The following is a 9,695-nucleotide window of genomic DNA, read 5'->3' as shown; positions in this document are numbered from 1 at the left end:
CTCCGAAGTGGTTTTCGCATAACCAATCGAAACGACAAGCAGTATAACTGGTAGGAAGAGTCTTCTCATCCAATTCGGTGGTATCTTTTGCTGTCGAAATTGAAAAGTTCCTTGACTCATTGTCATCCTAACCGTACACTGTACATCTTAATCTTAAAGAACATCATGCAGAATTTTCTCACATCGTTATGGGATATCCTACTCGATTCCGGACTCTGGTTACTTATTGGGTTCGGGATCGCCGGCATCCTCCATGTATTATTATCTCCGAACACACTCTTGAAATACCTGCAAGGTAACGGCTGGAAACCGACACTGCGAGGTGTATTGCTGGGAGCGCCGATTCCGCTTTGTTCGTGTTCGGTATTACCGGTAGCAAAAGCGTTACGTGATGGCGGCGCCGGGCGAGGTCCAACCTCCGGGTTTCTCATCTCTGCCCCAGAAACCAGTGTGGACACAATTGCCCTATCATGGGCTCTACTGGGACCAGTGTGGGCAATCATCCGTCCGGTTACGGCAATCCTCTCAGCAATGACCGCTGGAATCCTACAACCGAAAGATGAAGTGAAAAAGCGCTTCCGGCAAGCTTCCCTATCTATAACTACGATAAATCCGTGTTGCGAGGGAGATTGCTGTTGTGCCTCATCCGAAAGTAACATGACAAAGAGTGCTGCGAAATGGAGAAAAGTAACGCGCTACGGTTTTCTTGATATGCCAACCGATTTAGCAAGATACTTGCTGCCGGGATTAGCGTTGGCGGCACTGATAGGAGTCTTCTTTCCTGCATCCTCACTCACCGAATACGCCAATGGAGTGCCAGTTTACATCGCGGCAGTATTGTTGGGGTTACCGATGTACATTTGTTCGACGGCGAGTACCCCATTGGCGGCATCGTTGTTAGCGGCAGGTGTTGCACCTGGGCCGGTATTGGTGTTTATGTTGACCGGTCCGGCAACCAATATCGCATCGTTTGCCACTGTGCGTCAATTATTGGGAACCAAAGGGTTCGTTATCCAGATGAGTGCAATCATTGGAGTAGCAATTGGGTGTGGACTACTTGTAGACTATTGGCATTCAGTTTCGCCGTTTACATTAGGAGTTCTGAACAAAAACGAACATAGTGATGCAGCGAGTTTTGTGTCGATTGGTGGGGCAATCATGCTTCTCATCTTACTCGTAGTGGGGTTATATCGCGATCTAGTTATGAAGAAGCGTTAATCACTTGTTGCGGTGGCGAACAATTAAGTTACGAATGTAGAGATAACCAGAGATTACCGTGATAATGACACATAGTATAAATAACCCGTGCAGTACCGGTACCATTGTTTTATCATCAAAGTAGGCAACTTTTAGTCCAAACTCCCGCAGCAAATCCCGGATATTAAAGTAAACCAGTGTTCCAATCAACGTAGTCAGTTGGATTCCGGTTTTCATTTTACCCCAGACCGAAGTAATCAAAGGTTGTCCGCGATCTATTGCCCAGATGCGTAACATGGTTATTCCAATCTCGCGAGTAGCAATCAGCGAGATGTAGACTAATAGATTGATCAAGATTAGGGAAAACTCTTTACGCAACGCGATAAGAACAAACGCAGTAAGGGTAAGAAGTTTGTCTGCAAAGGGATCAATGAATTCGCCAAAGCTGGTGACCTCATTTCGTTTGCGAGCTATATAGCCATCGACAGCATCGGTAATAGCAGCGACAATAAAGACTACTGTCGCAACAATCTGTAGTGCAAAATGATCCGAAAGAAAGAGTAGCACAAACACCGGAACAAGAAACAATCTGAACAATGTCAAGTAGTTCGCCAACGTCGGTTGCCAGCGAACATCCCGCCATGCTGCTTTCATCCTTGAAACTGACAATCTGGGTGCGTTGTCAACGTTATTCATCACTTTTTTAACCGGCTTCGCGTTACCTTCCTGATCGACTATCGTATGTAACTCATCGCGCAACGCTTTAAGACTTTCGATGACCCGATCAGCAATTGCTTGCCAGGTACGTGGTTCGTCTGGCAGCGCGAATAAATCATCCAGTGGAACTGGTTCGCCGATAATCACATCGACCCGACGAAAAAGCCGGGGAAACGATTTACCGATGGGAAGGACGCGGTGTAATCCTTCATGGTAGATGGGAATCGCCTGCGCGCGGGAACGGTACAGTATCATACCGACACCAGCTTTTCCTGAATTAATGTCACCGGAACGGGTACGTCCCCCCTCAGGGTACATCCAGAGAACGTTATTATCCTGAATCAATTCGATTAACCGCAGCATCCCAGGTTGTTTGAAACCTGCTCCGCGAGTCAAAGGAACACACTTCAGTTTCCGCATCATGTAACTGAGAAATTTGCCCTTAAAGAAATTCTTCTCTTCGGGGGCATGATACGGCATTAAATCGTAGCGAAAGATACTCATCGGAAACAGTATCGGTGGACCCAAGAAAAAATCATCCAGGATCGATACATGATTTGGTAATATCATCGAGGGGAGTTTTAGTTGTTTCAGCCGGGAGCGATGGTGAATCGTCATGCGTTGAAAAAAACGCATAAAGATACCACCACTGAAAATGGCAATAAGATGAATCAAATAGCTATCAATGCGACCTAACCATGAGGTATTCCATCGGCGAAATTTCGACAATTGTTCAAGTCGATTGGTAGATGGTACCATTTGTTGTGAATCAGGATTTTCAGTGTTCATCGACGACATGCACTCATTGTCTCTAAAATTGAATCTGGATAGTAAGCAGACAGTATTTCTTGATAGCTGGCTCCATGGGTTGCTCGAATTGCCGCACCGGTTTGACACAATCCTGCGCCATGCCCCCAACCCGCTCCAAGTAATACGATTGAAGGGTTGTTGAATTTCCAAACGATTGCCGAACTTGGCAAGTGCGAATCCGACAATGCTCTACGAATTGCCAATTCCCCGGATATTTCGATTGTATTCTTTTCTCCGACTACCTGCAAACGATGAATTCGCCCGGAAGGACCACGTTCCAACGATTCGAGGGATTGTATCGCTCCGATTTCAATGCCAGTGGCTCGGGTTATGCGTTGTCCTAACTCGGCACACGTCAGTTCCTGTTGCCAACGATAATAGGGTTCGCAATACGTAAGCGATGGAGGATAGGGATACAACTTGGGATTACAATAATCGTTCGTTTCCGTGTTTTCGATAACATTGTACGCGTCTACTTCGGTATCGATTGGCGGCACTAATTGTTCGGTTACATGATCGTGCGCATATAGCAGTCCCGGTGTTTCTCCTCCCCATACCCGTGCACCCGGTTCAAACCGACCACCACAGGTTTTCGCATAGCGAGCATCGGTGATAACATACTTCTCACTGCTGTCTTTGCAAATTAGAATTTGACCAGCAGTCTCCTGCGAAGCTCGGAGACTATTTTCCTTGATCTTCACCGAACCTTGGTAACATTGACAATGATCGTCGGAGCAAACATCAAACGGCGCACCGGGGTAATGGCTCCCAAGATTTGCGCGCAGCCAACTTCGAGCGGCAACAGTTTGTGCTTTTAAGAATTCCAATGGCATCTCAGCAGGCATTTCGGAGCTATTTACTGTTGCCAAATACTCTTCCAGCGGGGTTTCCACCACTGCCGCCAAGCCATTCTTCAGGGCATAAATACGGATTGTACCGGAATACAGCATTGTATTAACATGATCCCAATGGAACCCGATACCGATCTGGACATTTTGAATCGATAAAGTCGATTGAGGCGAATCAGGAATCAACTTCAAGCTATCAGCAACTGGTGACCAGCCGATTAACAGCGAAGCCGATAGGTCGCGGCGTTCATCGGGATATAGTAATTCACCATTGGGCGCAGCCGAATGAGCAATCGCAACCGCTTGGGTGAATAAAGCATCAGGAGTTGTTGGTTTGTCCGCTTCCAGCAATACAAGCCATTTGTGTGAGGTTACTTCACCAAGTGCAGTATCGGCATGAACGCCAATCGGTTCAGCACCCTGAAGCGGTAGTTGGCTAAGTTTTGTTCTGGTAAGCCAACACTCCCTTAGAGGAGATGATAAAGAAAACCGACGTTCCTCGTCGGTGTGAATCGTTTCCGTTCCATTAGATTTTTCGAGGGTAAAACTACCGGAAGCACATCGAATGACGATCTCCGACTGTCTGCGCAGAACTGCAACACGAATGTTCAACGATGCTCCTGAATCAAAGTATGCGAAATGTAGCGAAGTAACATTCCAGACCCAATCGATAACAGGGTTCCCCACACCAACCAACTCACAGGGATATCCGCACTAAGCGAGAAGAGAGCTGCAGTTAAGAGAAACGACACACTTAGAATGAAGAGCAAGAGCACGAGTTTCCGCAATTTAGTGTATCGCATTAGCCTGCGATGTCGTTCGGGATTGAATTTATAGGGTAGGCGATAATCATTCATACTCGGTTCCTTGCGCGCTTTCCGAAGCGGGAAAACGAAAGTAAGCATACCCGCAAACAAGCACAATCGCTGCGGCTAAAAGTACCCACTGCAGAGCAACGTATTCCCCGGCGATGTATCCGGGAAACAGCTCACCATTGGCCGCTTGTAATGAGAACAACGAAAGGGCATTGTTTACTGCGTGCATGATGAGTGCAGGGATAATCGAATCGACCCGCCAAGCAAGCAATCCCAGCGCTAACGATAATATCCATAACGGAAAAAGTTGTGCATAGTTGAAGTGGAAGAAGCTAAACACCGCTGCTGTCCAAAGAATCGCGGAAATTGCCCCCATGCGAATTTCTAAGACACCTTGAACGAACCCTCGGAATAAAAATTCCTCAGCGATAGGCGCGACAACAGCAGCAGCCAATAAAAGCATCCACCATTGGTACAACGAATTTGTTTGGAGATTCGCGTTGATTTGTTTCAAATACTCAGGGTCGGCCGGAACCAGCGTTGTCCACCAGCGGTCGGCAGCATCGGTCAAAACCGCCATGGCGATTGCCAATGGTATGACATAGAGCACAGCTCGTGTCCCAGGCCAACGGAGACGGAATGTTTCAACGAATGAAAACTTATTACGAATCGTCCAGATTACACATGGTAACGCCATCAATCCGCTCATCACAAAGATCGATTCAGCACCTTTCCATTGCATTTGATCGACCAACCAAAAGAGCAATATCATCCAAGCCACTGATAGGAACAACACCGAAACAACCATCGAAGTTGTCGGGATGTTATCCTGTGGTTCTGCGGCAGGTATCGGAGGTTTTACTTCGGGTCTCATTCGGATCAACTTCTGCTCTTTGTAAAGAAAGTAAGCAGATAGTAATGAGATTTACAAAGCGACTGCGATCTTTTTACTGCAAAGCAAGAAGCGATTACCGGAATTGACTTATCTCAACGTACTGTAACAATACCGTAATAGATGTTTTGATGTTAAATAAATAAAAACTCTTCGTAAGGATTATGAAGAGTTTGATGTAAGTCGGTCGAGAAGAATCGCGGTAGTTGCGGCGACATTTAGAGTTAAGTCCCTTCCAATTGGCAGGAGATGCCAGGAAACATCAGCTATTGCGAGGATTGATTCTCGAATACCATGAGCTTCACTCCCAAGTACAACGATGATAGCTCTACCCGGTCGTTTGGGAAGTTGCGGTGAACCGGAAAGCGCATTGGCAGCTATAATCGAAACACCCTGTTGTTTTGCTGCTTTCAGTTCTTGCTCAAGGGAATTGCATTTTTTTGTAGAGACATGAAAAAGACCACCCATTGATGCGCGAATCGCCCGGGGATTTAAAATATCTACCGAATCTTCCGAGAGCCAGATTTGTTTCACCCCGTAGAAACAGGCGGTTCGGGCTATTGCACCGAGATTGGTGGGGTCAGATACGCGGTCTAATGCGATGATTACTCCATCGATGTGAGATTCGTCTTGTTCCGGAGGGGATACCGTTGCAATTACACCGGGAGCCGTCTCAAGCTCAGAGATGCGTTTCAATAAATCGTGGTCAATGGAGCGGATTTTTACTGCGCGCTTGGAGAGCTGCTCAGCGAGGTAACTCAGTTTCCCGGATTGAATCCATTCGGTGGTTGCAGCAATTTCGTGTACCAACCACGGGGAAGCGAGTGCTTCGCGCACTAACGCTTCCCCCTCGGCGATTGTTTGCCCGCGTTCGCTCCGCATTTTTTTTACCGTTAAAGCCGTTAATGATGCGGCTTCAGAACGGCTGAGCGGTCGCGGTTCGTCACTCATGGAACGACGTCGCTCCACTTCGCAACGGTAACTTTCATAGCAATTTTTTTGCGGTCGGGGCAATTGGTTGCAAACGTATTGTCATTCGATCCGCGGGGGGATTTCGCAATTTTATCGACTACATCCATTCCCGAAAGAACCTGCCCGAATATCGAGTATTGTCCATCCAGATGGGGAACGGCACCGTGACAAATGAAGAATTGGCTGCCGGCGCTATTGGGGTCTTGTGTCCGCGCCATCGATAAGGTGCCGGGCAAGTGCTTCAGGTCGTTGAACTCAGCTTTTACGCGGGTCGGGGGTCCACCCATACCGTCGTTGTTGGGATCATCGTCTTTACTATTCGGATCGCCACCTTGAATCATAAAACCGGGAATAATACGGTGGAAAGTAGAACCATCATAATAGCCTTGTTTGGCGAAATTCAAGAAGTTCTTCACGTGTTCCGGCGCTTTATTCGGGAAAAATCCCAGAACGATCCGCCCGTAGCCAGCGATATCGAGGATGGCGACTTCGTCGGATTTCGGCATTTGGGTTGCCGGAGCTTCCACCTTGGCAAGTTTACCAATTGGAGCATCAGGTACTACAGGAGTTTCAACTGGTTTCGTGGTTTCGACTGCCGGCGTTTGATTGTTTTCGGTCATCGGTTTCTCCGTTTTCGCGCAACCGGTTCCAGCGAATACAAATAACGCGGCGATGGTTGCAATTTTTAATCCATTCATACAATCTCCTCTAAGCGAACTTTTAACTTTGTTAAGAAATATCCTTAGTTGCCGCCAGCGGGGCGGTATCGTACGGTGAAACTTTGGGTGACACTTCTCATCAAGGCATTTTCCGAAGTAAAAGCGTCTACCGTCACTTGAGCCAAACCGGTATCTGCGGCGGTAAGCCGGATAACTATCGTCTGAGATGTGCCGCTTGGCATCGTTGTGTCAGTTGTGGTACGAGGAGGAATGATGATAGCATTCCCCTCATTCGCCTCGCCTACGTGAATACGACCACGGGTTTCGATGGGGATATAGTGCAACCGCCGTAAGGTTACCGTATCCCTGACATTGACCCGAACTTCGAAACTCGCAAAATTCGGTGGATCTGGCGCATCGATATAACCCGAATCGAGGCTGGGAAGTATGACTTCGAGCGATACGCCCGGGCTAACGTTGTCGCCAGGAGAAATTGGATCGTGTCCACAACCAACGATCATTACAACAACAATCGATAAAAAAGAGAAAAACAAGACAATTCGATTGCGCAACATATCACACCTCAACTATTCTACGAATTGACTGAACAACAGTACTTCAAGTCGTCACCACTAATGCCAACCAGTTGATGCCGGTTACTGGTAAGTTAATGCAGATTCCTTACCGTCCAACACCCGAAAAGCCCCGGCAGCAAGTGCGGACATTTCGTGTTCGCCGGGATAATCGAAATTCGGTGCAATCCACCCGGTCTTTTGCGAAACATCGGCTAACAATCTTTGTGAACGCGCCAAACCTCCCGAGCGAACAATGCCGTCTACTCCTCCGAGCACGGCAGCCATCGCTCCGATTTCTTTCACCAGTTGCCAAACAAACGCTTTGTACACGGTAATCGCTTTTTCGTCACCGGCTTCCATCATCTGTTCGACTTTTCGGAAATCTGAAGTCCCTAAATATGCTACGAAACCACTTCCCCGGCTGTAGCGTTCGATAAGTTGCCGTTCGGTGTATCTACCCGAAAATGCCTGTTTCAATACCCCTCCGATTGGTAGGGCACCTGCTCGCTCCGGTGAAAATGGACCCATCCCTAAGAGACCATCGTTTACATCTTGTACTCTTCCACCGAGTAATGCTGCGATGGAAATCCCACCGCCCAGATGTACTGCTACGAATTTCGTATCGGAAAGTGGTTTTCCTAACTGTGCGGCTGCGAGCCGGGCGCAAGCTCGGAGGTTCAGCGCATGCCAGCGGCATAGCCGAGGTATTTCGGGGTCTCCGGATAATCGCACTTCCGAAGGAAACTCATCGACAGTGACCGGATCGACGACAAAAGCGGGTAGACTGTATTGCTTTGCGATGGCATCTGCTAACATGGATCCGAGATTGGAAGCATGATTGGAGAACTTCGCTGATCTTACATCATCCAGCATTGCTTCAGTAATCTGGTAGGTGCCTCCGGTAAGAGGTTTCAATGGAGCACCACGACCAACAATACCAATCAGAGTTCGATCAGGAGTGTACCATGCAAGCAATGCCGCTCGCACCGTTTCCATTCGCAGCGCTAACTGATCCGCTACGTTGGGAAACTTCGCCAACTCCTCGCGCGGATGTTGGACTTCCTTCTCGTCAATAAGCCCATCCCGGTTTGCAATCGCAACTTTCGTCGAGGTAGAACCGGGATTAATAATAAATACAACATCCATTGGAAAACCTAACGCGGGTTAAGGGGTGAGTTGTAAAGCATAATATACTAATACGAACATAACGAGGACGATTAATCCAATTGAAACATAATCGCGGAAGATCGAACGAATACTCCGGCGATGCTTCTTACGAACCCGTTTACGGTGTGTTCGTGATTGGGCATTCTCTTTCAATACAAACGATTTGAATCCTTGGTCGTCTTCAACCACAATGTAGCGAGGATCTTTTCCAAAGAGTTTTTCTTCTTCTTCAAATCGGATTCGCCGCAGTTCGTCGTAATGTTCGCCTTGTTCCTGTTCGACCTGTAACTCGCGCAATTTCGCGCGATTCTTTTCGTCGGTGCGTTCGAGTAGTTCACGGTGCTCGCGTCGAACCCGTTCGATTTCCTCAGGAGTCAAATTGGCGTTGTTAACATTCATCAGTTACTCTATTCGCATTCCGCGTAAAAGGTAATAACACTTCGAGTTATCCGTCGTGCGAATCATCACATGGTTCGCACCGGTTTTCAAGAAACGACCAATGGGGTATGCATCTCTGGCAACAGTTCGATTTTCATCGATATTGACGGTCGGCCGAATTCCCGATTGAACAGTCTGCCCATTCACAGCGATGGAAATCTCGGTTAACTTCGTCAGATTAAACTGAAAGTTTCGATTGGTAGCATACCCTTCTAATACTAAGGATAACGACCTACCGGCATCGAAACCCGATGGAAGGTTAAACGTTACATCAATGTAATCGTTCCCAGAAGGATTAGCATTGGAACGACCAGGACCGAATTGATATACATAAAAGTCGAACGGCTTTACTTTAACAATCTCAGGTCCGTGTTCTGTAGAGGGAACCGTTCCCTTGTCGGATAGCCAATAACCGGTTTCCACATTGATGATGCCACGGCTCTTCACCCTCCCGGATTCATCCAATTTAAAATCGATTTCGATCGATGGTATGTATGTACCAACAACATCAATTTGCGTAGAACGATCATTTATCTCAATCGATTTGTTTGCAGGAGTGAGGAATCCACTCACTTCGCCAAAAGAAATCGTGTGAACCCCAAATC

At 47.4% G+C, this 9,695-nt stretch carries 11 protein-coding genes; 1 reads left to right on the top strand and 10 read right to left on the bottom strand.

Annotation, left to right across the window (positions count from 1 at the left end):
• Positions 1-165 precede the first annotated feature (165 nt).
• Positions 166-1,218 carry an SO_0444 family Cu/Zn efflux transporter gene (locus OEM52_11335; GenBank protein ID MDK9700727.1) on the top strand — a complete coding sequence of 351 codons (1,053 nt, stop codon included), beginning with the start codon at positions 166-168 and terminating at the stop codon, positions 1,216-1,218.
• Here the strand turns inward: OEM52_11335 and pgsA are convergent, their stop codons facing one another.
• The 10 genes from pgsA to OEM52_11285 form a co-directional block, all read right to left on the bottom strand.
• Positions 1,219-2,712: a CDP-diacylglycerol--glycerol-3-phosphate 3-phosphatidyltransferase gene (gene pgsA / locus OEM52_11330; GenBank protein ID MDK9700726.1), complete on the bottom strand. Its 1,494-nt coding sequence runs from the start codon at positions 2,710-2,712 to the stop codon at positions 1,219-1,221.
• Positions 2,700-4,184 (bottom strand): SpoIID/LytB domain-containing protein, encoded by a 1,485-nt coding sequence (locus OEM52_11325; GenBank protein ID MDK9700725.1) that lies wholly within the window; start codon positions 4,182-4,184, stop codon positions 2,700-2,702. The genes pgsA and OEM52_11325 overlap by 13 nt, the downstream gene beginning before the upstream one ends.
• Complete coding sequence (locus OEM52_11320; GenBank protein MDK9700724.1) at positions 4,181-4,429, bottom strand: hypothetical protein; 249 nt, start codon at positions 4,427-4,429, stop codon at positions 4,181-4,183. The genes OEM52_11325 and OEM52_11320 overlap by 4 nt, the downstream gene beginning before the upstream one ends.
• Entirely contained in the window at positions 4,422-5,261 is an 840-nt protein-coding gene (locus tag OEM52_11315) for a CPBP family intramembrane metalloprotease (protein ID MDK9700723.1), read from the bottom strand. The genes OEM52_11320 and OEM52_11315 overlap by 8 nt, the downstream gene beginning before the upstream one ends.
• A 180-nt stretch (positions 5,262-5,441) precedes the next feature.
• Positions 5,442-6,230 carry an RNA methyltransferase gene (locus tag OEM52_11310; GenBank protein MDK9700722.1) on the bottom strand — a complete coding sequence of 263 codons (789 nt, stop codon included), beginning with the start codon at positions 6,228-6,230 and terminating at the stop codon, positions 5,442-5,444.
• Positions 6,227-6,949 carry a peptidylprolyl isomerase gene (locus OEM52_11305; protein ID MDK9700721.1) on the bottom strand — a complete coding sequence of 241 codons (723 nt, stop codon included), beginning with the start codon at positions 6,947-6,949 and terminating at the stop codon, positions 6,227-6,229. Before OEM52_11305 ends, OEM52_11310 begins: the two co-directional genes overlap by 4 nt.
• Positions 6,950-6,993: 44 nt before the next feature.
• Positions 6,994-7,485, bottom strand: a complete 492-nt coding sequence (locus OEM52_11300) for a hypothetical protein (protein ID MDK9700720.1) — start codon at positions 7,483-7,485, stop codon at positions 6,994-6,996.
• Positions 7,486-7,566: 81 nt separating this feature from the next.
• Positions 7,567-8,631, bottom strand: a complete 1,065-nt coding sequence (buk, locus tag OEM52_11295) for a butyrate kinase (GenBank protein MDK9700719.1) — start codon at positions 8,629-8,631, stop codon at positions 7,567-7,569.
• Between the two features lie 18 nt (positions 8,632-8,649).
• On the bottom strand, positions 8,650-9,051 hold the full coding sequence (locus tag OEM52_11290; protein MDK9700718.1) for a hypothetical protein: 402 nt from the start codon (positions 9,049-9,051) through the stop codon (positions 8,650-8,652).
• A gap of 3 nt (positions 9,052-9,054) precedes the next feature.
• The coding region (locus tag OEM52_11285) for a hypothetical protein (GenBank protein ID MDK9700717.1) at positions 9,055-9,695 on the bottom strand (641 nt) is incomplete at its 5' end.

The organism is bacterium (assembly GCA_030247525.1).
Lineage (GTDB): Bacteria > Electryoneota > JAOADG01 > JAOADG01 > JAOADG01 > JAOTSC01.
Note: the sequence above shows the minus strand (reverse complement) of the source record. Positions and strands in the feature narration are given on the sequence as shown.

Bases quoted from the DNA above. Each gene is read 5' to 3' on its own strand.
- OEM52_11320 (MDK9700724.1), bottom strand. From the start codon at position 4,429: ATGAATGATTATCGCCTACCCTATAAATTCAATCCCGAACGACATCGC.
- OEM52_11290 (MDK9700718.1), bottom strand. From the start codon at position 9,051: ATGAATGTTAACAACGCCAATTTGACTCCTGAGGAAATCGAACGGGTT.
- OEM52_11335 (MDK9700727.1), top strand. From the start codon at position 166: ATGCAGAATTTTCTCACATCGTTATGGGATATCCTACTCGATTCCGGA.
- OEM52_11305 (MDK9700721.1), bottom strand. From the start codon at position 6,949: ATGAATGGATTAAAAATTGCAACCATCGCCGCGTTATTTGTATTCGCT.
- pgsA (MDK9700726.1), bottom strand. From the start codon at position 2,712: ATGTCGTCGATGAACACTGAAAATCCTGATTCACAACAAATGGTACCA.
- OEM52_11300 (MDK9700720.1), bottom strand. From the start codon at position 7,485: ATGTTGCGCAATCGAATTGTCTTGTTTTTCTCTTTTTTATCGATTGTT.
- OEM52_11315 (MDK9700723.1), bottom strand. From the start codon at position 5,261: ATGAGACCCGAAGTAAAACCTCCGATACCTGCCGCAGAACCACAGGAT.
- buk (MDK9700719.1), bottom strand. From the start codon at position 8,631: ATGGATGTTGTATTTATTATTAATCCCGGTTCTACCTCGACGAAAGTT.
- OEM52_11310 (MDK9700722.1), bottom strand. From the start codon at position 6,230: ATGAGTGACGAACCGCGACCGCTCAGCCGTTCTGAAGCCGCATCATTA.